21 protein-coding genes, 1 tRNA gene and 1 pseudogene are annotated in these 23,617 nt (G+C 69.2%); 9 read left to right on the forward strand and 14 right to left on the reverse strand.

From position 1 onward, the window contains the following. Window positions 1–18 precede the first annotated feature (18 nt). The 7 genes from ACWDBB_RS02030 to ACWDBB_RS02060 are packed head-to-tail and all read right to left on the reverse strand — an operon-like array spanning window position 19 to window position 6,243. A complete protein-coding gene (locus ACWDBB_RS02030) occupies window positions 19–987 on the reverse strand; it encodes a phosphotransferase family protein (RefSeq protein ID WP_449787800.1) in 969 nt (322 codons plus the stop codon). Further along, window positions 974–1,942, reverse strand: a complete 969-nt coding sequence (locus ACWDBB_RS02035) for a Gfo/Idh/MocA family protein (protein ID WP_449787801.1) — start codon at window positions 1,940–1,942, stop codon at window positions 974–976. The genes ACWDBB_RS02030 and ACWDBB_RS02035 overlap by 14 nt, the downstream gene beginning before the upstream one ends. Next, the gene (locus ACWDBB_RS02040; RefSeq protein WP_449787802.1) at window positions 1,939–2,556 is read right to left on the reverse strand and encodes a hypothetical protein; all 618 of its coding nucleotides are present in this window, start codon (window positions 2,554–2,556) and stop codon (window positions 1,939–1,941) included. The genes ACWDBB_RS02035 and ACWDBB_RS02040 overlap by 4 nt, the downstream gene beginning before the upstream one ends. After that, on the reverse strand, window positions 2,553–4,079 hold the full coding sequence (locus tag ACWDBB_RS02045; RefSeq protein WP_449787803.1) for a glycosyltransferase family 2 protein: 1,527 nt from the start codon (window positions 4,077–4,079) through the stop codon (window positions 2,553–2,555). Before ACWDBB_RS02045 ends, ACWDBB_RS02040 begins: the two co-directional genes overlap by 4 nt. Beyond that, complete coding sequence (locus ACWDBB_RS02050; RefSeq protein ID WP_449787804.1) at window positions 4,076–4,954, reverse strand: glycosyltransferase family 8 protein; 879 nt, start codon at window positions 4,952–4,954, stop codon at window positions 4,076–4,078. The genes ACWDBB_RS02045 and ACWDBB_RS02050 overlap by 4 nt, the downstream gene beginning before the upstream one ends. Then, entirely contained in the window at window positions 4,951–5,979 is a 1,029-nt protein-coding gene (locus tag ACWDBB_RS02055; protein ID WP_449787805.1) for a UDP-glucuronic acid decarboxylase family protein, read from the reverse strand. The genes ACWDBB_RS02050 and ACWDBB_RS02055 overlap by 4 nt, the downstream gene beginning before the upstream one ends. Window positions 5,980–6,036: 57 nt before the next feature. After that, entirely contained in the window at window positions 6,037–6,243 is a 207-nt protein-coding gene (locus ACWDBB_RS02060) for a hypothetical protein (protein WP_449787806.1), read from the reverse strand. Between the two features lie 158 nt (window positions 6,244–6,401). Between ACWDBB_RS02060 and ACWDBB_RS02065 the strand changes: the two genes are divergently transcribed. The 4 genes from ACWDBB_RS02065 (at window position 6,402) to ACWDBB_RS02080 (ending at window position 11,768) form a co-directional block, all read left to right on the forward strand. Beyond that, complete coding sequence (locus ACWDBB_RS02065; RefSeq protein WP_449787807.1) at window positions 6,402–7,748, forward strand: transcriptional regulator; 1,347 nt, start codon at window positions 6,402–6,404, stop codon at window positions 7,746–7,748. A 153-nt stretch (window positions 7,749–7,901) separates the two neighbouring features. Further along, window positions 7,902–9,293 (forward strand): 3'-5' exonuclease, encoded by a 1,392-nt coding sequence (locus ACWDBB_RS02070; protein ID WP_449787808.1) that lies wholly within the window; start codon window positions 7,902–7,904, stop codon window positions 9,291–9,293. Beyond that, the gene (locus tag ACWDBB_RS02075) at window positions 9,290–9,973 is read left to right on the forward strand and encodes a DarT ssDNA thymidine ADP-ribosyltransferase family protein (RefSeq protein WP_449787809.1); all 684 of its coding nucleotides are present in this window, start codon (window positions 9,290–9,292) and stop codon (window positions 9,971–9,973) included. The genes ACWDBB_RS02070 and ACWDBB_RS02075 overlap by 4 nt, the downstream gene beginning before the upstream one ends. A 22-nt stretch (window positions 9,974–9,995) precedes the next feature. Continuing rightward, the gene (locus tag ACWDBB_RS02080; protein ID WP_449787810.1) at window positions 9,996–11,768 is read left to right on the forward strand and encodes an ADP-ribosylglycohydrolase family protein; all 1,773 of its coding nucleotides are present in this window, start codon (window positions 9,996–9,998) and stop codon (window positions 11,766–11,768) included. Window positions 11,769–11,912: 144 nt separating this feature from the next. Here the strand turns inward: ACWDBB_RS02080 and ACWDBB_RS02085 are convergent, their stop codons facing one another. Further along, on the reverse strand, window positions 11,913–12,851 hold the full coding sequence (locus ACWDBB_RS02085) for a hypothetical protein (protein WP_449787811.1): 939 nt from the start codon (window positions 12,849–12,851) through the stop codon (window positions 11,913–11,915). Between the two features lie 404 nt (window positions 12,852–13,255). Here ACWDBB_RS02085 and ACWDBB_RS02090 point away from each other — a divergent pair, with 404 nt between their 5' ends. Together ACWDBB_RS02090 and ACWDBB_RS02095 are read left to right on the forward strand one after the other, a co-directional pair. After that, window positions 13,256–14,077, forward strand: a complete 822-nt coding sequence (locus ACWDBB_RS02090) for a hypothetical protein (RefSeq protein WP_449787812.1) — start codon at window positions 13,256–13,258, stop codon at window positions 14,075–14,077. Next, on the forward strand, window positions 14,064–15,242 hold the full coding sequence (locus tag ACWDBB_RS02095; protein WP_449787813.1) for a helix-turn-helix domain-containing protein: 1,179 nt from the start codon (window positions 14,064–14,066) through the stop codon (window positions 15,240–15,242). Before ACWDBB_RS02090 ends, ACWDBB_RS02095 begins: the two co-directional genes overlap by 14 nt. Window positions 15,243–15,589: 347 nt before the next feature. Here ACWDBB_RS02095 and ACWDBB_RS02100 read toward each other — a convergent pair whose 3' ends face one another. From ACWDBB_RS02100 to ACWDBB_RS02115, 4 genes are all read right to left on the reverse strand, one after another. Beyond that, complete coding sequence (locus tag ACWDBB_RS02100; RefSeq protein ID WP_449787814.1) at window positions 15,590–16,522, reverse strand: hypothetical protein; 933 nt, start codon at window positions 16,520–16,522, stop codon at window positions 15,590–15,592. Window positions 16,523–16,625: 103 nt separating this feature from the next. Then, on the reverse strand, window positions 16,626–18,389 hold the full coding sequence (locus ACWDBB_RS02105) for a relaxase/mobilization nuclease domain-containing protein (RefSeq protein ID WP_449787815.1): 1,764 nt from the start codon (window positions 18,387–18,389) through the stop codon (window positions 16,626–16,628). Next, entirely contained in the window at window positions 18,386–18,937 is a 552-nt protein-coding gene (locus tag ACWDBB_RS02110) for a plasmid mobilization protein (RefSeq protein ID WP_449787816.1), read from the reverse strand. The genes ACWDBB_RS02105 and ACWDBB_RS02110 overlap by 4 nt, the downstream gene beginning before the upstream one ends. 415 nt (window positions 18,938–19,352) lie before the next feature. Continuing rightward, the gene (locus ACWDBB_RS02115) at window positions 19,353–19,541 is read right to left on the reverse strand and encodes a hypothetical protein (RefSeq protein WP_449787817.1); all 189 of its coding nucleotides are present in this window, start codon (window positions 19,539–19,541) and stop codon (window positions 19,353–19,355) included. Window positions 19,542–19,876: 335 nt separating this feature from the next. Between ACWDBB_RS02115 and ACWDBB_RS02120 the strand changes: the two are divergent. Beyond that, window positions 19,877–20,380, forward strand: a pseudogene (locus ACWDBB_RS02120) (tyrosine-type recombinase/integrase); the annotation flags it as partial. Between the two features lie 68 nt (window positions 20,381–20,448). Here the strand turns inward: ACWDBB_RS02120 and ACWDBB_RS02125 are convergent. Both ACWDBB_RS02125 and ACWDBB_RS02130 read right to left on the reverse strand, forming a co-directional pair. Further along, window positions 20,449–21,681, reverse strand: a complete 1,233-nt coding sequence (locus tag ACWDBB_RS02125; protein WP_449787818.1) for a DNA sulfur modification protein DndB — start codon at window positions 21,679–21,681, stop codon at window positions 20,449–20,451. 690 nt (window positions 21,682–22,371) lie between these two features. Next, window positions 22,372–22,445: transfer RNA gene (locus ACWDBB_RS02130), tRNA-Gly, on the reverse strand. Between the two features lie 276 nt (window positions 22,446–22,721). Between ACWDBB_RS02130 and ACWDBB_RS02135 the strand changes: the two genes are divergently transcribed. Continuing rightward, complete coding sequence (locus ACWDBB_RS02135) at window positions 22,722–22,943, forward strand: hypothetical protein (RefSeq protein WP_074001850.1); 222 nt, start codon at window positions 22,722–22,724, stop codon at window positions 22,941–22,943. A gap of 71 nt (window positions 22,944–23,014) precedes the next feature. After that, complete coding sequence (gene dcd, locus ACWDBB_RS02140) at window positions 23,015–23,590, forward strand: dCTP deaminase (protein WP_449787819.1); 576 nt, start codon at window positions 23,015–23,017, stop codon at window positions 23,588–23,590. The last annotated feature ends 27 nt before the right edge of the window (window positions 23,591–23,617 follow it).

Below are 23,617 nucleotides of genomic sequence, written 5' to 3' on the forward strand. Positions count from 1 at the left end.
CAGTCGGGGCGGGGCTGCCTACGGGCGGCGCCGTCCGGAGGAGTGCGGGCTCGGGGCGATGCGGGGGACGGCGGTGAGGCGGCCGTGGTCGAGGTCGTCGAGGTCGGCCTGGATCTGGGCGGCCCGGAACCGGACCATGTCCTCGTCATCGCAGGAGACGTGGAAGTGCAGGAGCGAGACCGCGATGCGCAGGCGGAACAGGACGAGCGGCAGCAGGCTCTCGGCGGGCAACGGCCCGTCGAAGTAGCCGTCGAGGAGGGCCTCGGTCATCGGGGCGGGCTCGCGCAGGGACCAGCCGGCGAGTTCGGCCAGCGGGTCGCCACCGCGAACGCTCTCCAGGTCGACGACTCCGGTGATGTGGCGGCCGTCGGTGAAGAGGTGGCGTCCGACCCAGTCGCCGTGCAGGAGCTTGGGCGCCGTCGCCGGAAGGCGGTCGGCTCCGGCTTCGAGAACGAGGCGGGTGCGGTTCAACAGTCCGGGCAGGTCGAGGCCGTCGAGGCTGGGGGTGCGGCGGGCGGGTAGGGCGAGGAACCAGCCCTGGATGGTGGAGTGTTGACCGATGCCGTGCCCGTCGAGCTGACCGAAGCTGCCGACCTCGATGGTGTGCAGGCGGCGAAGGACCTCCCCGGCTCGGGCGGCGGCGTCCCGGTCCTGTGGCTGTGGCGGTTCCGCTTCGATCGGTCGGCCCGGGCAGCAGGTCTCGACGCACGCCTCTCGGCTGTACCAGAGGACACGGGCGGCGGGGATTCCCGCTTCTCGCATCCGGGTGGAGGCCCAGGCCGCGGTCGGGTAGCGCGAGCGGCTGCCTGCGCGACGGACCTTGACGACCAGTTCGTCGCCGTCGCGGGTGGTGGCCGCGAAGGGGAGGCTGTCCGTTCCGGAGCGCAGGGACGTGAAGCGCGCGTCGGTGGCGTCGAAACCGGCCCCGGTGAGCGCATCGAGCAGCAGCGGGTGCGGGCGGTCGATCACGGCGTCACGGGCGGACATCGGGCACCTCCGGCACCGGGACGGAGCGGCGACTGACGGCGGACTGGAGGGCAGCGTCCAACAGGGCGATGGAGCCGAGGTTGCCGACGGCGGGGACCGGCACGGTGCCGGGCTGGTGGAGGGCGTCCACCATGGCGGTGATGCACCGCTGGTAGGCCGGAGGCCCGGCCTCGGTCGTCCTGTGCCTGTCGGCGAGGTCCGGGGCCCAGCGCGCGGCGAAGCCTCGGGCCTCCACGCGCCAGTTGCCGTTGGAGTCGGTTCGTAGGAGCGGGTCGACGATGTAGCCGCCTCGGTAGGTGAACAGGGAGCCGTCGGCGAAGCGAACGGTGATCGTGGCGATCGAGGTGTGCGGGGCGAGGAAGCCTGTCGGCGTCTCGGTGCAGGTGACCTCGGTCGGCGGTGCGGTGATCAGGGTGCGGACCTGGTCGAAGGCGTGCACCGCGAGGTCGGTGGTGACGGGCAGGTGCTGGCTCCTGCGGAAGCCGGGGCCGGGCAGGGTGACGAGGGTGTCGGCGGCGACGGCGAAGGGCGGCCGGCCGCCGAGGTGGACCGTGTCGCGGAAGGCGAGGAAGCCGGGGTCGGCGCCGCGGTTTTGCATGACGGCCAGCAGCAGGCCGCGCTCGCGGGCGAGGTGGACGAGGTCGAGGGCATCGGGGAGATTCAGGGCCAAGGGCTTCTCGGTCAGGACGTGGAGGCCGTGGGCGAGGGCTTCTCGGCTGACGCGGTAGTGGTGGTCGGGCGGGGTGAGGTTGACGACGACGTCGACCTTGGCCACCGCGAGCGCCTCGTCGAGCGTCGTGGCGAACGCCGGGCTCAGCTCGTACCGGTCGGCGAGAGCCAGCGCCGCCTGCTGGTCGGGGTCGACGAGCGCGGCGATCTCGATGCGGCCGTCCCCGAGTAGGGATCGGACCCAGCGGCTGGCGATGGCGCCGCAGCCGATCAGTGCGGCCTTCACGATGCCTCCTGGAGTGGGTGCTCGCCGGCCTGGTGGCGGCTGATGTGGTCGAGGGCGCGGGCGGCGAGATCCTCGGGTGAGCCGGCGGTGGTGTCGAAGCGGACGACGGCCGGGGCGAGCGGGTGGTCGAAGTAGGCGTTGAAGTGCTCGCTGAAGTGGCGGTCGTAGAAGATCGTCGGCATGCCCTTGCGCAAGCGGGCCCGGCGGGCGAGCACGTCCGGGTCGGCGGTGAGCACGATCGTCAGATCGGGCATCGCCACGGCCCTGCTGGTGACCGTGTGTTGGGCCTGGTCGTCGCAGTCGAAGCCGTTCATCCGGCCGACGGCGTGCGCGTGGGCGAGGAGGGTGTCCACGGTGCGATCGAGGATCACGTCCCGGCCCTCGGCGAGGGCCAGCCTGGCCTGGGCGAGCCGGAGGTCCTCGACTTCCAGGAACTGGGCGATGTTGACCAGTTGGTGGTCCGCGGTGAAGGGCTCCGGGGCCGGCAGCCGGGTGGGGTCGGGGCTGGCGTGGAAGTAGCAGGGGATGACGGCGGGCTGGTTGAGGTGAGGGGCGAGCATGGCGGCCAGCGTGGTCTTGCCGACGCAGCTGACCCCCTCGATACCGAGGATCACGGTGTCTCCCTGTCCGTGGTGGCGGGCTGGTCCGTGCGGCGGTTGCTCTTGGGGGCGAGCGCCGAGCGCCTGGTGCCGGTCGCGGCCCAGCGGCCGAGGGCGGCCATCGGGCCGATGCTTTTGAGCAACAGTCCGGCCAGGGTTTCCACGCTCTGCGTGGCGGTCTCCCGTACGGTCAGTGGACGGCCTTCGGCCTCCGCGAGTAGGCGGACCGGTGCGACGGTGGCGGCCCAGAGCGCGGCCACGGCCGTTGCCCGTACCTGCGGGCGCGTGTGTGGTCCGAGCGCGAGGGCCAGGCAGGCTGCCGTCGCGGGCGAGACCAGCAGCCAGGCCATGCCCCGGTAGGCGCCGATGGTGAGCGCCGCTGCGTGGTCGAGGCAGCTGCCGTGGTCCTGGGCGTGCCAACGGGCGGCGCACTGCGGATAGTCGAGGTAGTTCTGGAACCAGCGCTCACTCTGGGACAGCAGCTCCGGCAGGTACTCGGCCGCCGGCACGGTGGTGGTGAAGGGGAGGCTGTCGACCGGGATGCCGTCCACGGTGAGCCGGTAGCCGAAGGCGACGTCATCGAGGACAGTGAAGTCGGGTAGCCCGCCGACCTGCCGGAAGACGTCGGTGCGGATGAGCAGGCCGTGGCCGACGGTCTGGGCGAGGCCCCGAAGGCCGGGCCGTGTGTGGCGGACGGACTCGGCGTACCGGCGGAGGTTGGAGATCTCGCGGCGGAGAGTCCACAGGGTCTGGGCTCGGGCGGCGCCTCGGCAGAGGGTTCGCTCCCACCAGGTGTCGGCGGCGTCCTGGGTGGTGAAGCGGGCGGACTGCTGGACGACGCAGGGCAGTTCGCCGTCCTCCGCTCGTCGGCGGGCCAGGAACTCGGCGGTGCGTTGCAGCAGCGCACGGCTGGGGCGCGAGTCCACGTCGTAGACGGCGACGTACTCCTCGGCGGAGTCGGCCGCGAGCTGTTCGACGACGGCGTTGACCTGCGCGGCCTTCCGCCCGTAGCCCTCGTAGTGGACGTGCCGGACCACCGGCTCCCGGAGGCGCGCGATCTCGCTCGCGATGACGTCCGCCGTCGTGGGGAAGGCCGACAGGACCTTGGCGGCCGTCGCTAGGGTGAGCGTGCGTTCGCCGGTCTTGGCCAGGGCTTCGGCGAGGGCGGACAGCTCGTCGACGGTCAGCTGGGGGAAGCGCTGCACCGTGAGGTCGGTCGCCGTCGCCCCGGCGAGCCGGCCGACGAGGTGAGTGCGTTCGCGCTCCTCGCGCGCCGTGGACACCAGGGTCAGCGTCGAACCCGGGAAGTCGCGGAGGAGCGGCACGAACCAAGCCAGCGCACCAGCGATGTGCAGCTGCTCGCGCAGCACCGGAATGACGACGTGCAGCACCACCGGCTCCACCACCGAGAGCGGGGCCGGGCGGTCGACGCTGGCCACCGTCTGGCGGACCTGCCGCAGCCCGTTCACGTTGCGCGCGGCCACGGCGGCGGCGACCCACCAGGACGGCCGCCGCCAGAACGGCTTCCGGCCGTTCACGCGACTCCTCCCGAACCGACGTAGTCGTGGAACAACCGGTAGGTGTCCCGGAGCTGGCCTTCCGGGTATCCGTCCTGCCACGGCTTGTCGGGCCCGGCGAAGTGCACCAGCGCGGCGGTCGCCTCGTCATCCAAGAGCTGGGCGAGCGGGCTGTCCGCCTCGGCATAGTGGACGAACCCGGGCTGGGCGGCCTGCGGGGACATGGCGAAGGTGTTCCAACGCCTATCCAGCCGGTGCCAGTTGTCGTCGACGGCCCAGTTCAACGCGTCCTGGTCCCAGAACCGGACCTTGTCCGGGTGCTCGGACAGGAACTGCCTGGACCGCTCGAAGACGCCGAGCCGCTGGCAACGGCCGAGGTCGATGAGCATGACGCCGCTGTTGAAGTAGTCCCTGCCGTACGGGACGCCGAGCTTCTCCCAGCTGGGCAGCTGGATGCCGCGGCCGATGACCGGGTTCTGCGAGTCTCGCACCGCGCCGATCGGGCGCCCGACGAGGGACTGCCGCAGCAGCGGACGCAGGTCCCCGAGCACCAGGGTGTCGGCGTCCAGGTAGAGCACCCGGCGTTCGTCGGGGATGACCTCCGGGATGGCCAGGCGCACGTACACCGCGCCGCTCACCCAGTCGGAAACGGGGTAGCGCGGGTCGGTGATGGGCGCCGGCCGCAGCTCGGTCCGCAGGCCCATGCGGTCGGCGTCCCGCAGGATCGCCTGGCGGTTGGCGTCGCTGATCTGCTGGTCGAGGACGATCAGGCGAAGCTCATCGACGGTGCCGGGATGGGCGGCGGCAATCGAGTGCATCAGCGTCCGCAGCGGGCGGGCGTACCCGTCGTCGACCCCGCAGACGAGCGCGGGCAGCGGGTGGGAAGCGGTGGTCACGAAGCGCTCCTTCCGGTGGCGGTGGCGGCGGCCTGGCGGGGGAAGCGCTTCTCGGCCCAGTCGAGGGTCCGGCGCAGGCCGTCGCGCAGGTGGGTGGCGGGCTCCCAGCCGAGGTGGGCGCGGGCCGAGGCGATGTCGGGGCAGCGGCGCTTCGGGTCGTCGGCGGGCAGCGGGACGAAGGTGATCGCGGACGAGGAACCGGCCAGCGCCCGGATCTCCTCGGCGAGCTGGAGCATGGTGATCTCGTGCGGGTTGCCCAGGTTCACCGGGTCGGTGTGCTCCGCCGTGGCGGCGGCGAGGAGCCCCTCGACGGTGTCGGCCACGAAGCACAGGGAGCGGGTCTGGCTGCCGTCGCCGGCCACGGTGATCGGCTCGCCCGCCAGCGCCTGCTGGATGAAGGCGGGCACCGCGCGACCGTCGTCAGCGCGCATCCTCGGCCCGTAGGTGTTGAAGATCCGCACGATGCGGGTGCGGGCACTGCCGGAGCGCTGGAAACAGGAGGTCAGGGCCTCGGCGTACCGCTTGGCCTCGTCGTACACGCTCCGAGGGCCCACGGGGTTCACGTTGCCCCAGTACCGCTCGGGCTGCGGGTGCACGAGCGGGTCGCCGTACACCTCGGAGGTCGACGCGAGCAGGAACCGGGCCCGCTTGGCCTCGGCCAGCTCCAGGGCGTTGAGCGTGCCCATCGCGCCGACCTTCAGGGTCGCCAGCGGGTGGCGGGCGTAGTCGAGCGGCGACGCGGGCGAGGCCAGGTGGAAGACGAAGTCCACCGGCCCGGCCACGGCGAACGGACGGGTCACGTCGTCGGTCTGGAAGCGGAAGCCGCCGGCCGAGCGCAGGTCCGACAGGTTGTCGAGGCGGCCGGTCAACAGGTTGTCGACGCCGACCACCTCCGCGCCCAGGTCCAGCAGGCGCTCGCACAGGTGCGAGCCGATGAAACCGGCGGCCCCGGTGACGACCGCAGTGCGGCGGGCGAAGGCGCTGGTCACTGCCGTGGCCGGCGGTTGGGATTGCGGACGAGACACGGTGCTTCTCCTCCAACTCGTAGGCGGGTAGCGGGCCGAGCACGGAGCCGTGGCTCCTCAGGCGGTCGGTGCCCGATCCGGGAGGGCGTGTGCCGGCGGCGCCGCGAACTGGTGCTCGGCGCCGAGCTGGTGCTGGGCGACGGACCCGAGCAGCACCAGCGCCGCGAGGTTGCCCAGCCCCCACAGCGCCGTGAACGTGACCCCCAGCGGGTCTCGGTGCGCGCCACGGTGGCGGCCTCGCTGTGCACTCGCTGCTCTGTCCATGGCCTCTTCCCTCCGCTCTCCTCGGACGACGGCCGGTCCAGGTTCGAGGCGCGGAGGAGCGTCGCGGAACGTTTCCAGGGAGTTTCTCTCCGAGAGCATCCCAGTCGCTGTGGGTAGCAGTACGCTCACCAACAGGGCTTGAGACGCCGGGGGTTGAGATGGTCGAAGGCACGCTGGCGGTCCACCCGCTCGCCTACCTGCTGCAGTCGCGCGGGTGGGGAAAGAACCAGTTCGCGGGCATGATGCGCGATCGCGGCGCCGCGCTGAAGATCCATCTGGCGACCAACCGGACGCTGGTCTGGAAGTGGGAGCAGGGCCAGGAGCCCGAGCCGGACGCCCAGTACGTTCTGGCCGACCTCCTTGGCGTCAACCCCCGTACGCTGGTAGCCAATCCGTGGCCGCGATGGCTTCCTGTCTGGGAGGTGACCGGCATCACGGCGCCGTGGACGAAGACCGGTACCGTGGACGTACTGGTGGAACTGGTCAGGAGTGGTCACATGGATCGGCGGGGCTTTCTCACCATCACCGGGGCCGCCATGGCCACCGTCGCCGCGAGCTGGGCCTCAGCCTCGCCCGCCCTCGCCTCCGCCCTGGGCGGCGACCAGGTGACCGACTCCATGGTCGACACCCTCGATGCCCGTGTCGCCACCCTCCAGACCCTGGACGCCCAGATGGGCGGCGCCCGCCTCATCGAACAGGCCCGCGGCGACCTCGCGATCATCACCACCCTGCTCAAGCAGGGCCGCCACACCGAAGCCATCGAGGCCCGCCTGTACGGACTAGCCGCCCAGGTCAACTACATCGCCGGCTGGATGGCCTACGACAGCGGCCTTCGCTCAGCCGGTCAGCAGTACTACCTCGGCGCCCTCCGCGCCGCGAAGACCGTCGGCGACGACGGCCTCGGTGCCTTCCTGCTCGCCGAGATGGGCGTCCATCTCTCCGACGCGGGCAACCCCGCCGAGCGCGTCGCGCAGGTCGAGACCGCGCTCGCCAACACTCCCTCGACCATGCAGCCCGGCGTCCGCAGCTACCTCGAACTCCACCACGCCGAGAGCCTCTCCCGCGACGGCCAGCACCAGAAGGCCGGCTCCGCGCTCAACCGGGCCCACGACCTCTGGTCCAAAAACGGCGGCGACCAACTCCCCAGCTGGCTCTCCTGGTACGGCGACGCCCAGCTCAGCTCCACCGAGGGCAAGGTCATGCTCCGCGCCGGCCAGGTCGAACGCGCCACCAGCGCCCTCGCCTCCTCCATCGACCACGCCGTCCCTCGCGACCAGGCCGTCCGCTCCGGCCGCCTCGCCACCGCCCGCCTCGCCGGCAAGGACCTCGACGGCGCCCTCGACGCCGCCAACCGCGGCCTCGGCCTCCTCGAAACCAAGGTCCACTCCGGCCGCGCCGTCAACCGCCTCACCAAGTTCGACGGCTACCTCAAGCCCTACGCCGCCGAGCCTGCCGTCGCCGAGTTCCGCGAGCGGCTGCGCGCGCTGCCGGCCATGGCGGCCTGAGCGGCGGCACCAGCAACGGCGGGCCTGGGCGCCCTCCGCCTAGGTAGTTCGAGCCAAGGGATCAGTGCCCGGTCGACCCAGTCGATCTCCGAGAAGTTCGGGAGAGCTGAAAATCCGTCCCGCGCTGACTTGTAATCAAGACATACTGTCCACATGGGGTCTGAGCTTCCGGAGCCACAAGGGCAGCAGCGAGAGGTCGTCTATCTGACCGCGCAGGGACACGTGGTGGTGCTCGGCACAGCGGGTAGCGGCAAGACGACGATGGCGGTTCACCGGGCCAGGTACCTCGCCGGAGCTCCCAGGATTGGTGGGCCCACGCTCCTGCTCACCTTCAATCGAGCGTTGGTGACCTATCTGAAGTCCATCGGTGCCAGTGCGCCCGGTCTGACCGTGGAGAGCTACCACAAGTTCGCTCTCGGCTACCTGAGTTCGGTGACCGGCCGTCGAACCCTCGTCTGCAAGATCAAGGCCGCGCTGGTTGAGAAAGCCCTGGTGGAGGTTCGCGCGACCACGCAACGGGCAGTGGCCGCCCGGCCGCTGGAGTTCTTCATGGACGAGCTGCACTGGATGGCTGGGCATGGAGTCACTGCAAAGGAGACGTACCTCAATGGCGTGCCGCGAATCGGTCGTGGCAGGGCTCTCGCACCAGCCGACAGGGCCGTGGTGTTTCAGGTGTACGAGCGCTACCTCGAGCTCCGCGCCGACACCGGGCGCACCATGGACTGGGATGACGCAGCGAGCCTTGTCTTGGCCCAGCTGAGAAGCGATGCGCGGGTACGTAGGTATCGACACATCGTGATCGACGAGGGGCAGGACTTCACCCCGGAGATGATCCGCTCACTCGCTGAAGCGATCCCCGAGCAGGGGTCGCTAACGTTCTTCGGGGACTACGCACAGCAGATCTACGGCAGCCGGATGTCCTGGCGGTCGCTGGGGCTGTCGGTGTCTAAGCAGGTTGAGTTTGAGCAGAACTACCGAAACAGCCGCCAGGTCGCGCGCCTCGCCCAGGCCATGTCTGAGATGTCGCACTTTCGCGATGAGGTGGATCTGGTGCAGCCAAGGACACCGATCGCTGACGGCCCGTTGCCCACGATCGTGACGGTGGCTTCCAAGGATGAGCAGCTGCAGAGAGCAGCGATGTACGCCAATAACCTGGCAGCCTCAAGTCGGGTCGCAGTGCTATTGCGTACACGTGACCAGGAGGCGGCGCTTCGGCGACACTTGGACCCGCGCCACCAGCTCTACCGCATACACCGCGAACTGGCGTCGTGGCCGCAGGGGCCAGGCGTGTTCTACGGAACCTACTCGGGTGCCAAGGGCCTCGAGTTCGACTCGGTGATCCTTCCGCTCTGTGACGCCGATGAGTTGCCCAAGCCGAGCGAGGTGGCGGCTCACGGCCTGGAGGAAGCGATGGCCCGTGAAGCTCGGCAGTTGTACGTGGCTGTTACCCGTGCGCGCAACGGACTGATCATCTTGCGATCCGGGCCGTTGACTCCGCTGCTGCCCGACGCGATGTCAGACCTGTTCCATACTCTTCCCTCATGACCGGGATCTGGGAGCAGGCACGACAACGCGGCATAACGCGACTGTGCCACTTCACCAAGGCTGTGAATCTGGGCCACATCCTGGCGACAGGCGAGCTGCGGGGCGCGGCGGCACTCAGGAGCAGCACTGAGGGGTTCAGACCTACCGATCAGCAGCGCCTGGATGGCTACCTGCACCACATCAACTGCAGCGTTGAGTACCCGAACACGTGGTACCTGGACAAGGTTCGGGAGCAGGACCCCCATTTTAAGGAGTGGGTGGTTCTCGCTCTGGATCCTCAGCTCCTTGACCTTCCTGGTGCCGGCTTCTGCCCTTACAACGCCGCGCGCCGAGCTGGCGCGGGCGTCGCCGAGGGTGCTGCCGCATTCGAGGCCATGTTTGCAACCGAGGTAATTGGCAACGCGGTCCGTCGTCGGGAGCCTCGGCACCCCACCTGGGGGCCCACCGATGATCAGGCCGAGGTGCTGCTTCCTGGCCCAGTATCCGCGACTCGCATCAGTGCGGTGATCGTCCCAACCGAGGAGCAGGCCGAACTGGAAAGGTACCGTCTGGCTGTCCATCTGGGCACTGCTGGGCTCCTTCCGACGATGCTCGTGGCCCCCGAGTTGTTCGATAAGTATCAACTCAGCAACCAGATACGGGTCGGGAGGCGTCCCGCCGAGCATCCCCTTTATCCGTGAACGACTCTGGCAGAGTGACCCTGTGACTGTGCAGCCCAACCCGCATCCCTGGCACGATCGCGCCGCTGGCACGCTGCTGGCGGCGGCGGTTGGCGACGCACTGGGCTGGCCCTTCGAACGACGTGACCGCACCCGGCCGCTCGGCGACATCTCTGGTGCTAGAGGTTTCGTTCCTTGGCAACGGCTTTCCGGCGCCCGTCGTCAGCTGATTCCCGAGCACATCGGTGCGGGTGAATACAGCGACGATACCCAGATGACTATCGCTGTCGCCCGAGCACGTCTTACCAGCGGCAAGCATTGGCAGAGCTGGCTGGAGCGTGTTGAATGGCCGTTCTTGCTGGATTACGAACGGGGCGCAGGCGCCAGTGTTAAGTCAGCTTGTCGCGCCTGGGCTCGTGGCCGAGCGCCCTGGGAATCCTCCGCTACAGCAGTAAGCCGATATTTTGACACCGGAGCTAACGGCGCAGCGATGCGAATCGCGCCACACGTCCTTGCCCATAGCCAGGATCTCCGATTCGACGAACTTGCCGTAGATATTGTCCGAGATGCCGCCACCACCCATGGCCACCCTCGCGCGCTTCTCGGTGCTTTGGTGCACGCTTATGCCCTGTGGATCAGCCTGCGCGAACCGGCTCCACTTCCTTACGGGTGGCTGGTCGACACCTTGCTAAGTGATGCAGAGAATTGGCAGAAGCCTTACTGGCAGATCCTATCCGACCCGTGGCAAGAGCAAGCTTCCAAGCATTTCAATGGCCATTTCGATCAAGCATGGTCGGTCGTGGCTACGGAGGTGGAGCAGCTCCTCATCGCTGCGCAACTTGAGTTGAAGGGCGGCGCCGTCAGCGCCCCGACCGTATTCCTCGCGGAGCAGGGTCTCACGTCTCCAAAATCACGCGGGTCGGGAACTCTGTGCGCCGTCGCGGCTGCTTATCTGGCCGCCCGCTCAGCGGCCAGCCCAGACCTTGGACTGTCTGCTGCAGCCCGTCTAGACGGTGCCGATACCGATACCCTGGCCTCAATGACTGGTGCCCTGTTGGGGGCGGCTCTCGGCATCGAGTGGCTTGGCCCCTATGGACGGCTCGTCCAAGATCGGGATTTGCTGGTCAACCTGGCAGAAGCCCTTCTTCAAACACAGACTCAGGCGCCAATGCGGCCCCCAACGAGCGAACAAGCCAGCCGAGCCCGTGCTGTATTTATGGAGCAGCTTTCCGGCATCGATGGAACACGTTTGTTGAGGTTGCCCGACCGTCGCAACGCTCGGGTTAGTCCAGGAGTTGGTGGCGACGCTGATAACCAGTGGCTCGTAGCAGTCACTGAGGATGGTCAAACTCTTTTCCTGCGCCGGGCTGGCGCCCGCCAACCTGCACTGTTCGATCTCGAAGTCGAGACTACCTACCGAGGCGGACTGGGGCGCGCCCCAGTGCAAGCCCATCACGTCAGTGCTCAGCTGCAGGGCGCCTACCTGCAGGTTGCTGATATTGTGCAGGTCCGCCAAGCCCTTGGCGACGTCTTCGGCCTTTTTCCTGAACGCTACGGATCCGCATGGGCGGCTTACGGCAACCTAGTCCTGGCTCAGGACACGTCCTTCGAGCACCCCCAGGCGCAGATAAATGCGCAATTGCGCATCGTTTCTGTTGATATAGGAAAAACTCTGCAGTTGCTAGCTGCTCACGGCAGGACAGTTGCACCAGGAAAGGATGGCAGGACCTTTCAGGTCCAGATCGACCCCTACCTCAGCGTGGTGTTTGCTGCCGCCGGAGACCGCCGTGCACCGCGCTGGGATTCCAGTTTCTGACGACTCAGACCGCGGCCTCGACCTCCCCGAAGCTATGGTCCACCTCCACTGTGGGGGCACTATCACCGGCGGCGGGTAGCAGTAGCCTTCCGCATTGACCAGGCTGCCTACGCCAACATCGGCCCCGTTGGGTGGACCTGTCGGTCACCCAGTCGGGGCCAGATGGCCGAGGCCAAGCGCAGTGGTCCGGGCCGCTCGCAGCGCCGCTCGGGCACGGGCCGCTCCGCTGCAGGTAACCACATCTCCGGTTTCTGCGCCGATCGCGCTCTCTCCGAGGCCTGCGCAGGGATGGCAGATGCCAGGCTGGGGCACCGGGTCGTGACACTTGGCGCACTCGGCGTACCGGGCCGCTGCGTGCCGCGCAGCGGGCTGAACGGGCGGCATCTTGCGCTCCAGGCGGTAGCGGAGCACCGCGACCGCCGAGTGCAGTGGGGCAGGCAGGCCCGGAAGCAGAGCCTGGGCGAGGTCGTCCTGGGTCGCGCCGAGCTCCAGCCACTGCACGACCAAGGGCGCGAGTTCCTCGGCTTCGGCCTGGCCGACTCGCAGGCGCGGCTCGGGGCGGATCACCCGGAACAGCGTGGCAACCGCCTCGCGAATCTGCTCCTCCGGCGCCGTCACAGGCTGCTCGCCGGTCTCCTCCTCAGAGTCTTCCACCCGTCTTCCCGTCCTCGCCTGCGGCTCGTCGACGAGGACCGGCTCGCTGGAGTGCTCGGCGGGGAGGGAGGGTTCTTTCACCAGGTCCTTTATAAGGGCGTCAGCATCGCCGGTGGTCGCTTCACCGGAGACCGGACGGGCGACACCCGGCAGCACCGTGAGCTGCGGGGTGTCATAGACGTGGGTCTCGGTGACGATCGTGCCGTCGGCCATGCGGATCTTCTCGACCCGGTAGAAGCCGGCCTCGGCCAGCTCCTTCAGGGCCTTACGGATCGCGCCGCGGCCCTGAGGGCTGGTGTCGGCCATGTGCCGACCGTCCTCGCGCCAGCCGTCGGGGCGGGAGAGGAGGTCCACGAGCAGGCCGCGGGCGGTGTAGGAGAGCCGTCGATACTGCAGGACGGCGTTGGGCAGCACGGTGAAGTTGCGCACGTGGGCGCTACGATGGACTCGCATCGGGAGGTTGAGACTCCTGTTGCCGGACCCCGGAGCGTTGGCGCGCTGCCGGGGTCGCCTTTTTCGGTTGGATCACGGAACGTAGCACACACCCCGGTCGAAGATCGACGCGATCGGCGAGCGATCACGATCACACATCAACCAGACAAAACCGATCTCTCAGTGATCGCCAAGTCGCCTATCGCGACAGGCCGCAAGCGGCTGCGGTCCGGCCGGACGGCCGGAGGCCGTAGTGCACATCCAGCGCCCAGGGCGGTTCCCCGGCACCACACACCGCCTCGCGCGCTGAAGCGCTTGTGCAAGTTCTCCGACATCAACTAAAGTGCGCTTGGCTGTGATCCGCTTCGATGGAAAGTGCTGACCTCAAGGAGCCCTGACGTATGGACGTGCCGCTCTCCCCCTGGATGACCGAGCTGTTCGGTGAGCAGGCGCTCGCCGTCCGCGCCGGACTGGGCCAGGCCCTCCGGAACATGCAGGCCAATGCGCAGGCCGTCCAAGAGCAGGCGGATGTTCGGACGAAGCACCCGTTCGGGAGCTCACGATGGGCCGGCCAGTTCGAGCGGATCTACGAGGAGCTCAGGGAGCTCCCCGGGGCCAAGCCGGTGAAGCCGTACCGCTTCCCCTTCGACCTGACGCTGGTCGGACGCGGCCTGATCTACCCATTCCTGTACTCGAAGACCCGGTCCGACATCCTGACCGCGCGCATGCCCAGCAACTCCGGGATGGTCCGGGAACTGTTCACCTTCGCCCCGGCCCCGGCGGCTCCGACGACCGTCCAGGGCACCTTCGACTTCGCCTTCGCTGCACCGCCCGAGGAACCCGCAGTCGAACTGCACGGCGGTCTCATCACCGTGCCTCCGGACACCTGCCTGGTCTTGGTGCCCTTCGCCTGCAACTCCTCGGAGCTACTGGAGGCGCAATGGGGCATTGCCGCTCCCAGCGCCAGCGGACTGTTGGACTGGGTGGCCGGACCTGAGGCGCTGCCGCTTCCGGAGACCGTCACCTTCCACGGGAAGCGACTGTCGTCCATCCCCGCGCAGTCCGGACCCGCGATTTTGGAGCACACCAGCTTCGACCAGGGCGAGACGCCTACTCTTACCCTGTCGTCCCGTTCGAACATGGATCGAACGCTCAACGTGACGCCACTGACCGAAGCGGAACCAACGAAGCCTCAGATCAACGAAAACGATGCGACGAACTAGGCAAGACCTCATCCCCGGACTGGAAGAACGAGGAATCACCCCTCGTGCCGTCGTCGACGGTTTTGATCCAGCCCGGCTCACCCAGGCCCGCCGACTGGCAGAGATGACCAAGAAGGACGTCGCCGAGCGGCTCGGTGTCACACCGGCCGCTGTCGGCCAGTACGAGACAGGTGTCTCCAAGCCCAGACCGGAGCTGGTTCCCAGCCTTGCGGACATCCTCAGCGTGCCGCCCTCCTTCTTCTTGGCCGGCCGACCAAGCAGCCGTCTCGACGCCTCGATGGCTCACTTCCGGAGCCTTCGCAGCACCCCGAAGGCCCAGCGCGAGCGGGCGCTGGCCTTCGCCGAGCAGGTCTGGGAACTGACCTACGCCCTGGAGCTGCGAGTGCAACTGCCAGTCGTGGACCTGCCCGGCTTCGCCGGAGGAGAGGTCCACCCCGGGCAAGAGCTACCGGCAGAGCCCGCAGCGGCAGCGCGGGAGCTGCGGCTCCGGTGGGGCCTGGGCGACGGCCCGGTCACCCACCTCGTGAGGCGGATGGAGTCCCACGGCATCATCGTCGTCATGCCGCCGGCGGGCGACACGTCGGCCACAACCGTCGACGCTTTCTCTTCCCGGACCGCACGACCCCTCGCCGTCCTCACGTCCAACCGGGCCGACGACGTCTACCGGCACCGCTTCACCGCCGCGCACGAGCTGGGCCATCTGGTACTTCACGGAGACGCCACCGGTGACAGCCGGCAGGAGAAGGAAGCTGATGCCTTCGCGGCCGAGTTCCTCACCCCCCAGTCCAGCATCCTGCCGATCCTCCCGCGTCGCATGGATCTCGCACGTCTGGCCGAACTCCGACGCACCTGGGGCGTCTCCATTCACTCGTTGATCTACCGCTGTCGCGAACTTGGACTGACTTCGGACGCAACGACCAGCCGCGCCTACCAGCGCTTGCGCGCGCTCGAAGGGCAGCCGGGATTCGCGTCCGAGTCGGTCAACGGCTTCTCCGGCGAGCAGCCAGCCCTCCTGCGCCAGGCCTTCGAACTCGCGGCCGAGGAAGACGGCCTCACGGTCGAGAAGCTCGCCCGTGAACTCGCTTGGAAGCCGGAGCGAGTCTGCGAGCTGCTTGGAGTGCGAAATGAACGACCGGTACTTCGGCTGATCAGCAGCAACACCTGATAGCACGGCATACTGGTAAGCGATGGGGACCGGCTCGATGCCGGTCCCCCATCAGGCTCTTCGCCACCAAATCGCTTTCGCGCCTGGGCGCTTAGGTCAGCTGAGTAGGTGTGCCAGAAGAGGCTGTCGAAGCCGGGTCCGCGGTACATCTGCTCGAACGTCTCCCACTCCCGCTCGTCCTCACTAGCGCCGCGAGCGGCGGTGACGTGCGACATCGAATCGACATCCTGACTCCGCTGCAAGCCGGTTGAAGGTCACCCCGGCGGTCTTTTCTCGGACAATCCGAGGGGCTTTCCCGGGAAACCCCTGCGGGTTATCCGCGGCAAGCCTCGTGCCGGGGAGGCGGGTCAATCTCGACCGGTGTGCGAGGCACCGGCTTCGCGGGCGAGGAGGTGCTCGGCGAGGGCCTGTGCCTCGGGCACCAGGCCGTCGAGGACCTCGCGGGTGAAGGCGCTGTCGGGCCGGAGGGCGAGGCTGCGGATGGTGCCCCAGTGGTCGGCGATCAGGTGGAGTGCCTGCTGCGAGTGCTGGACGGCGTCCTGGCGCTGGGTGTGGAAGTGGTCGGCGCGCTGGGCGGCCTCGGGCCAGTCGATGACGCCGTCCTCGACCAGCTGAACGAAGGCCGGTTGGGTGTCGCCGTCGGCGGCGCGGACGGCGTCGGCCTGCTCGACCTGCGCGCGCAGCCGGTCCTCCTCCTGGCGGCGCTCAAGTTCGGCGAGTGCCGCGGGCAGGTCGAGGTCGCCCTCGGTGACGCGCTCGGCGAGGTCGGGGGCCTGGTCACGCAGGAGGGTGCACTGGGTGTCCAGGGCCTTGGCGGCGGCCTTGTTCCTGCGGGCCTGCTCGTAGGCCGCGTCCAGGCTCATCGCGTCGGCGACGACCGGATGGGCGAGGCTCGGGGCGTGCTTGATCACCGTGGTGGCGAGGGATATACGGGCAGGGCTGATGCCGTAGGTGGCGGCGTCGGCTCGCGCGGAAGATTTCGTGGCTGAACGCCCCATGGCGACGATCATGGCGCGCTGGCCCTGGGTGAGGTGACGGCGTAGGACGTTGGACGACCAGGCCACGTCGGCGGCGGGGGCATCGCCCTTGTAGGTGGCGAAGCGGGGTTCGACGCCGGCGAGCTTGCAGGCGGCGAGGCGGTTGCGGCCGTCCAGCAGGACGCCGTCCGCGTCGAGCAAAATCGGCTCGTACTGGCCGTCTTCCTTGATGCCCTGGGCGAGGTCGAGCAGTTCGGCCTCGCTCATGGTCGGGAACATGGCGGTGAGGGGGTGGACCTTCACATGGCTCCTTGAAGGGGTAGAGGTGTGGGTTGGCCGGTGCGGGCGCGCGAAGACGTGCCCGCACCGGTGCGGCGGTGGGCAAGGGCCCGGCACGAGCGGGCGGTTACCGCCTGGGGCGGCCCGCGCCGGGTGCGGGCGGCGTCGGCGGCCTGGTCGACTGCACGGTCACGATCACCGCAGGAGCGGTGGGGTGGCCGGTGGTACTCCTGGAGCGGGCCGCGGCGGTGCGACGGTCCTCCGGCGTGGCCGCCCGTACAGGGGCGGGAAGGCGGGCGTCGCGGCGGATGCGCCAGATGAGGACCGCCGCGGGTGAGTCGGCGGTAACGAGTTCGCGCCGCCCGGAGGCCTGGGTGAGCAGGGCGTTGGGGTCGTGGCCCGCTGCTTCGGCTTCGGCGAGGGTGACGGCGAGCGCCGCCCAGCCGTCCCCGGCGAGCAGGCGGGCGGCCTGGTCGGCGGGCAGGGTGCGGCGGAGGGCCTCGGCCTGCCGGTCCCGGACCGCGGCGGGCAGGTGCCGGCCTTCAAGGTCGAGATGGGCGAGCGGCTTGGCCGCGTGCCGGTCGTAAACGGCACGCAGGTGACCGGCCGCCGTGCGGGCGGCATCGGCCTGGTGCCGGTGGCCCTGAGCGGCGTGCCACTTGGCGATCGTGATCGCGAGCAGCACGAGGCTGGTCAGGATCGTGGCGGCGGCCGTGCCGTCCTCGCCACGGCCGGTGGCGGGTCCGGCGTAGAGGAGTTCGCGGGCGGCGGAGCGCATCGCGCGCAGGTCGGCGCCGGCGGCGCGGGTGTGGGCGATGCGGGTGTACTCCAGGGCCCGTGCGGCCTGGTGGATCTCCTTCCTGCTGAGGGTCGGGCTGGTGGTGGCGAGCGCGTCGAGGACTTCGAGGCCGCCCCGGATCACCGCCTCCGCCCGGGCGGCGTCCTGCTCGTTGTCGAACGCCGGGTAGGCGCGTTCGACGGTGGTGCTGGCCCGGTGGCGGCCGGCGGCGGGCCGATCGCGCGGATCGGGTGCGGGGTGGGCGGGCCGGTCGACGCCGAGGCCGAAGCGCGCCTGGATCTGGGGCTGGGTGAGGTCGGAGGCGAGCTTGCTGCCGGAGAACCAGACCGGCCCGGTCTCGTCGCCGGTGGGGAGAGCAAACTTGTAGCCGGTCACGTCGCCGGACGGTGCCCGGCGCACCCCGAGGAGCACGCCCTTCGCGGCGAGCCGGGCGGTGAACTCCTCCTCGTCCGCGGCCCCGGCCAGGGCCTGGCGGACGGCGGTGCGCAGGCGGTCGCGGTCGGTGCCTTCCCGGCCGAGGCGCTGGGCCTTGCGCAGTTCGGAGCCCTTGGCGCGCTTGGGGATCGCGTCCCGGTACTCGCGGGTGCGGGTGTCGGACAAGTCGGCGAGCTGGTACTCGCGCTCGATCCTGGTGAGTTCGGCCTCGACACGGTACTGGTCACCGCGCAGGCGGGCCTGCTTGAGGTCGGCCCGCACGACGGTGGCGAGGATGTGGACGTGGTCGTCGGCGTGGCGCACGGCGACCCAGCGGCAGGCGTCCTCGTCGCCGTCCGGGGCGATGCCGGCGACGGACATGACGCGGCGGGCGATGGCCGCCCAGTCGTCGTCACCGAGGATGCGGTCGCCGGGGTCGGCGCGGACCATGCGGTGGTAGACGTGGTTGTTGATCTTCCTGCCGTACTGAACGACGTGGAGGTCGAGGGCGTCCCGGAGCTGTTCGAGGGTGGCTGCCGGGTCGCGGCCTGGGTCGGGGACGAAGCCGTCCCAGGAGGCGACGATGTGCGGGTCGGTGTGCTCGTTCGCCTTGCCGGGCCCGAACAGGTAGCGAAGCGCACCGCGGGTGTCGTTGCCGTGGACGGCCTTGCTGATCAACCGTGCTTCGCCTTCGCCAGCCGCATCGCGGCGGAGTCGACTCCGGCAACGGCTCGCAGCCCCGCTTCGAAGGCGCCTTGGACGGCGGTGGCGGCGTCCTGGACCGCGGCGGGCTGCACGCCGGCGCCCGAGAGGTAGACGTGGGTGAGCTGGTTGAGGTTGTTCATCGCGCCGGCCTGCTGGCGGCGGATTGCCCTGAGTTCGTCGACGGCCGCGTCCAGGCTCGCGTCCCGGCCGCCGAGGCCGACGCCGTCTTCGGAGAAGGCCTTGCGGAACAGGTAGTGCGCGACGGTCAGTCCTGCGGCCTTCGCCCGGCTCTCGATCTCGGTCTTCGCTGCGGGGCTGACGCGGAACGAGACCTTGGTGTGCTTCGGGTTCTCGTCGTCACGGCGGCGGCGCTTGGGCTTGCGGCGCGCGTCGGCACGGTCAGCAGGGTGGACGGCGGCAGCGCCAGCAGCGGTGGGTTTCTCCTGGAGTGCCGCGCCCTCGCGGTGCTCCTGCGGTGTTGCAGGGCGCGCCCTCGCGCTCGGCAACACCGCCTCGCCCACGCCCTCCTGGGCGGGGGCGTTCGCATCCGGGCCCCCATCAGGGGTCCGGATGCACTCGCTTGCTCCGCTGTCGGCCTGGGGGCGGTTGGCCGCGTTGCGGTCGACGGAGTCGATGGCGCCTGCCGGGTGCGGGCACGCTGTGGGTCGGATGTCGGTCAGGGGGTGGTCCTCGGGTACGGGGTGTGCGGGGCGGAGGCAGTGTCGGCGCGAGGTCCGGCTTGGCGGTGCCGGACATCGCTGGTACGGGCTGGCGGTCCCTCGGCGTCGGGGACCGCTCAGTCGACGGGACGAGAGCGGCCGGTCCCGTCCGGTCAGGAATCGACCGCAGGCGGAACCGGCGAGCAGGGGGACTTCCGCGCATCGGCAGAAGTCGTGGTGACCGACCGGACCGGGCCGGTCGGTCACCACGGTCCGGTCAGTCGACCGGCGGGTGCTGGCGGACCTGATCGTCGGGGAACTCCTTGCGGAGTTCGTCCATCAAAGCCGTGAAGCGCGTACTGCCGAGCGGCAGGTTGGCCTCGCGGACCGCGCGCTCGACGACCGGACGGCTGGGGCGACCGTGCGCACGGACCGCCGGACGGCTGACCTCCAGCAGCCGGTCCATCGACGCGCCCGGAGGCCGCCCGGTCCGCCGCGTCCGGACCTCCTCGCCGTCGTCCGAGGGGTGACCGTCCGCCGGCATCTCGGGGCCAGGCAGTTCCGCCGCCCCCTCCGCCTGGAGACCGTCCGTCCCAGCGGACGGCTGGCGGTCGGCATCACGCGGTGCCGAACCCGGTCCGGTCACGACCGGACCGGGTTCGTCGACGGCCAGCGGCAGGGGGGCGGCAGAAGTCCCGCTGGACGGTCCGCCATCAGCAACCGGACCGTCGGGGATGTGCCGGGCAATGAGGATGTAGAGGTGGACCGCCCCGCCGAGGGCGATCGGCGAGAGCGGAGGAGCAGGCCGAACTCCGCCGTCGCGACGTCGACCTGGAGAAGGGAGTTGTGTGGATCCGCCGCGCGGCACCCGAACTCTGCACCGGCGAACGGGCTGTGGGCGACCCCAAGTCCGAGGCCGGCAAGCGCGCGCTCCGCATCCCGACCGAACTCCTCCCGGAATTCGAGCGGCACCTGCGCTGGTACGCGCAGGACGGGGAGGACGGCCTGTTGTTCGTCGGCGAGCGCGGCGCTCCGTTCCGCCGCTCGACCTTCGGCCGCAAGTGGCGCAAGGCCCGCAAGAAGCTGGGGCTCAGCCACCTCCGCTTCTACGACCTTCGCCACACCGGCAACGTCCTCGCCGCCAGCACCGGCGCCAGCCTGCGGGACCTCATGGCCTTCATGGGCCACAACTCCCCGCGTGCCGCGCTGATCTACCAGCACTCCACCGAGGAGCAGCAGACCAAGATCTCCGACGGCATCAGCGCCGCCGTCGTCGACATCCGCACCCGCCGACGATCCGCATAGAAGCTGCGAAGATGCCAAGCGGCCCCTCCCCCCACTGCGATTGGGGAGGGGCCGCCGCTACCTGCAAGCTAGAAACGACCGCGGATCTGCATGCCGGTGTCGCTGTCCGGGTTGTTCAGCGCGTCATAGACCTTGTGGCCGGAGTCGCGGGCACCACCCGCCCAGCTGACCTTGCCCGTGTGCGTCAGCTTGGCGGCGATGCCGCTCCAGTACTTCGCCTCGCGCTCCCACTGGACGTTCTCCAGGAGGGCATCCAGGGTGACGCCCTCGGGCATCGGGTCGGTGGACCAGGACATGGTGCGGTTCATGGTCGCACCGAGGCCGGCCACGATGGCGGGAGCGGTGATGGCGGTCTTGGCGTGGAACAGCTCAGCGTTCTGCTGCAGGAAGTCGCCGACTGTCTCCATGAGCTCGCGCTGGACGACGGCCTGGTCGGGGCGGCCGTTGTTGCTGTCGGTGGGGATGTCCTCGTACTCGATGCCGGTCGAGGCGGCATGGATGCCGGCCTTGCCGAGCATGGCCGTGGAAATGAGCGTCCTCAAGACAGACATCGTCATCCACTCCGCGGCCTTGTCCGACACCTGGCGCTTGCCGGTGAGGATCAGGCTGGACAGCGGAGCCGTGCCCTCACCGAACGGCACGGTCAACGACTCCATCAGCTTGCGCGTCACCGTGGTGCCGAAGTCGCGGCCGTCCATGGACATGGCCAGGGACTTGTCGACCGGGACACCCTTGAGGTTGCGGTCGTGGAAGATCTGCCGGGCGGCCATGACGCTGATGCCGTGGAAGATCTCGATGGAGAGCTTCAGCTCCCCGAAGTCGAAGTCCTCCAGGTCGTACGCCGCCGGGTTCTTCTTGATCCGGTGCAGCGCCGTGACCTGGGTCTCGGCGTCGAGGGCGATGAGGCCGTCACGGATCGGCAGGTGCCACATACCGTTCTCGTCCCGGCTCAGCGGGCGCGGGGACCAGAGGGTGATCTGCGGCACCGACCACGCACTGTCGAAGTCCCCCCGCAAGCCAGCTGCAATGTAGTCCGCGTACTCGCCGACGTTCTTGGCCTTCTTGCTGCCTGCCGTACCTATGGGCCGCTGCACCTCGGCGCGCAAGCGGGCGTAAGGGTCGATCTCATAGCCGGCCTTCACGGCACGCTTGGCGTCCTCCTCCACCTTCGCCGGGTCATTGACGAGGTAGAGCAGGTTCTCGCCGTCGATGACGGCGTTCACCATGACGCCCTCGCGGACGATCGAGAGCTGGATGGGGAAGCCGGTGGTGACCGGCTTCGTGAACGTGGTGATGGACACGGGTTCCCTCCCCTGCACGAGCGCCCCTCTGACGTCTCGTCGTTTCGCAGGACGCTAGTTGACGCCTCATCAGATAGTCAACTGCGGTTGCGGAACCATCTACTCGACTCCACCGCAGCCGGAAAATCTCAAACTGCGGCCGAGTAGAGCTCGCCATAAGGGCGACTGCGGATGAGCTTTCCTTGCCAGGCTTCTGTCCGCGGAAGCTACAGGCCCCGCCAAAACGTGATTTGCAGCGGCCTTCGCAATGCCGCAGTTCAGGGACGGGATGGACCACAAGATCCGAAACGACTGGAAGCTTCGAGGGGCATCGCTTCGACCCCGGCTCGCCTGACGCAAACCGGAGCACTTCGCCCGGCATCCCGACCCCGAACCGGGGAGCGCCGATCAGAACACTCGGCCACTGCGGCCGCCGAGCACCCTCGGCGATGTCAAGCTGCCAACCGGGCCACCACGACCGTCGCCGGCACACTCAGGGCCACCGATTCTCCGCCCGAGATCACAGCCCACCCCACCGGAGCCCTTGGCGTCGCCGATCGCCACTCACGCCCCCGGAAACCCGGCCAGCGAGCCGGCACTCGCCACCCGCGCACCGCACCGATCGACCTTCTGGCACGGATCTGGCATGGCGGGGTCAGATTGGTCTAGACAATGCGAAAACCCCAGGCCGTTGACCTGGGGTTTTCTCTGTGGAGCGGGCGACGAGAATCGAACTCGCGCTCTAAGCTTGGGAAGCTCATGTTCTACCATTAAACTACGCCCGCCTGATGAGCCGTCAGAGACCGCTCGATCCAGTGTCACTATACCCCATCTGCGACGGTGGTTGCACAGGGGGCCGGGGGACGTGGCGGAGCGGGGTGGGGCGGGTGTCGGAGGCGTACTGTTTGGGCCGCGTGCGAGTGCTCCGGTGGGTGGGGGCCGAGGCGGCGAGCCATGGTGAGGAATGTCCGGAACATCCCCTAATGTGACGCTGTCCCGGGGCTCGATCGCCGGGGCGGTGAGTACGGGTGAGTACTGGGTTAGGGATGGGAAGGGGATCGATGGAGCAGCGCGCCGTCGTTCGTTGTGCCGAGGGGCACCTGTTCAGCACCACCACGTTCCCGATGCAGAACCTCGGTCCGGGTCGGCTCGGCCCCGGGCGGTTGATCCGTTGTCCGCAGTGCGGACGGATGCGGAGCTCGGTGCTGGCCGACGTGCGGGAGCTGTCGGAGCCGCAACTGGCGCGGGCGATGCGGTTGGAGGCCGCCGAGTTCCTGGCCTGACGGTCGCGGAAGGACGGAACGGGCCCCGGGCGGATTCGTCCGGGGCCCTTTCTTGCACGTAACCTCGAAGCGTGCTGCTCTCTGACAAGGACATCCGGACCGAAATCGACCTGGGCCGGGTCGTCATCGACCCCTTCGACCCGGCGATGATCCAGCCGTCGAGTATCGACGTGCGCCTCGACCGCTTCTTCCGCGTGTTCGAGAACCACAAGTACCCGCACATCGACCCCTCGGAGGAGCAGCCGGACCTGACCCGGCTGGTCGAGCCGGAGGGCGACGAGGCGTTCATCCTGCACCCCGGCGAGTTCGTGCTGGCCTCGACGTACGAGGTCATCACGCTGCCGGACGACGTCGCGTCCCGGCTGGAGGGCAAGTCGAGCCTGGGCCGGCTGGGCCTGCTCACCCACTCCACGGCCGGCTTCATCGACCCCGGCTTCAGCGGCCACGTGACCCTGGAGCTGTCGAACGTCGCGACGCTGCCGATCAAGCTGTACCCGGGGATGAAGATCGGGCAGCTGTGCCTGTTCCGGCTCTCCTCGCCCTCGGAGCACCCCTACGGCTCCGAGCGCTACGGCTCGCGCTACCAGGGCCAGCGCGGCCCGACGCCGTCCCGCTCGTACCTGAACTTCCACCAGACGAAGGTCTGACCGCAGGGCCCGCAGGGCCGGCGAGAC

The sequence above is a fragment of the Kitasatospora sp. NPDC001095 genome, assembly GCF_053598615.1.

Excerpts from the sequence above, each read along its gene's own strand:
- ACWDBB_RS02030 (WP_449787800.1), bottom strand. The coding sequence starts at position 987 with ATGTCCGCCCGTGACGCCGTGATCGACCGCCCGCACCCGCTGCTGCTC.
- ACWDBB_RS02060 (WP_449787806.1), bottom strand. The coding sequence starts at position 6,243 with ATGGACAGAGCAGCGAGTGCACAGCGAGGCCGCCACCGTGGCGCGCAC.
- ACWDBB_RS02065 (WP_449787807.1), top strand. The coding sequence starts at position 6,402 with ATGGTCGAAGGCACGCTGGCGGTCCACCCGCTCGCCTACCTGCTGCAG.
- ACWDBB_RS02070 (WP_449787808.1), top strand. The coding sequence starts at position 7,902 with ATGGGGTCTGAGCTTCCGGAGCCACAAGGGCAGCAGCGAGAGGTCGTC.
- ACWDBB_RS02075 (WP_449787809.1), top strand. The coding sequence starts at position 9,290 with ATGACCGGGATCTGGGAGCAGGCACGACAACGCGGCATAACGCGACTG.
- ACWDBB_RS02090 (WP_449787812.1), top strand. The coding sequence starts at position 13,256 with ATGGACGTGCCGCTCTCCCCCTGGATGACCGAGCTGTTCGGTGAGCAG.
- ACWDBB_RS02095 (WP_449787813.1), top strand. The coding sequence starts at position 14,064 with ATGCGACGAACTAGGCAAGACCTCATCCCCGGACTGGAAGAACGAGGA.
- ACWDBB_RS02115 (WP_449787817.1), bottom strand. The coding sequence starts at position 19,541 with ATGGACCGGCTGCTGGAGGTCAGCCGTCCGGCGGTCCGTGCGCACGGT.
- ACWDBB_RS02135 (WP_074001850.1), top strand. The coding sequence starts at position 22,722 with ATGGAGCAGCGCGCCGTCGTTCGTTGTGCCGAGGGGCACCTGTTCAGC.